This is a genomic window from Modestobacter caceresii, assembly GCF_000761485.1.
In the GTDB taxonomy this organism is placed as follows: domain Bacteria; phylum Actinomycetota; class Actinomycetes; order Mycobacteriales; family Geodermatophilaceae; genus Modestobacter; species Modestobacter caceresii.
The window spans coordinates 1-835 of sequence record NZ_JPMX01000105.1 but is presented as its reverse complement, the minus strand read 5'-3'; the positions used below and the strand labels follow the sequence as shown (position 1 = coordinate 835).

General features: G+C 73.7%; 1 protein-coding gene. It reads right to left on the bottom strand.

What is annotated here, in order from left to right:
* The coding region (locus IN07_RS20035) for an alpha/beta fold hydrolase (RefSeq protein WP_331437144.1) at positions 1-751 on the bottom strand (751 nt) is incomplete at its 3' end.
* Positions 752-835 lie beyond the last annotated feature (84 nt).

Genomic DNA, 835 nt, shown 5'->3' with positions numbered 1-835 from the left:
GCGCGTCGAGGACCTCGCGCAGCCGTGCGGCGAACGCCTCCGGCTGGCCGTGCTGGCCGAACTCGCCGCCCAGGAACCCACCGTGGTCGCTCGGGAAGACGGTGAGCTCCTGGCCCAGCACCTGGGAGGTCGCGACGGCGGTGCGCCAGGTGAGGGCGTCCTTCGACTCGATGCCGGCAGCGACGATGATCCGGGTCGGCGCCGCCGTCAGCGCCGGGACGTCGGGCCGGAAGGCGGCGATCGCGTCGGAGTCGTGCGACAGCAGTGGGTCGCTGCGTGCACCGTCGTCCTCGGCCGGGAGGCCGAAGGTCGCCGGGTCCGGGGCGGCGGTGGCCGAGAAGTCGTCGGTGAACTCCCCTTGCCATGAGGTGAGCGCGATGAAGGCCGCCATGCCGTGCGCCCAGCCCTTGGCCTCGTAGACCGCCTGCACCGCGCGGGTGGCGGCGATCGCGCGGTCGGCGTCCGGGAGGACGTGCAGCAGCGGGGGTTCGTGGGCGACGAGCGTCGTCACGTCATCCGGATGCGCCGCGACCAGGGCCAGCGCCGTGACCGCTCCCCCGCTGCTGGCGAACATCTCCACCGGCCCCCCGACCGCCTCGATGACGCGGTGGACGTCATCGGCGTGCTGCTGGGGCGTGTGCGTGGTCCGCCCGTCGGTCCGCGTGCTGCGACCCAGGCCGCGCGGGTCGTAAGTGACCACTGTGCGGTCGGTGAGGTGCCCAGCGAGCGTGCCGAAGCCGCTCGCGTCCATCGGTGCCCCGATGAGGAACAGCGGCGGCCGTCCGTCCGCCGTCGGCAGCGGACCACGGACGTCATAGGCCAGCGATGCCTCAGA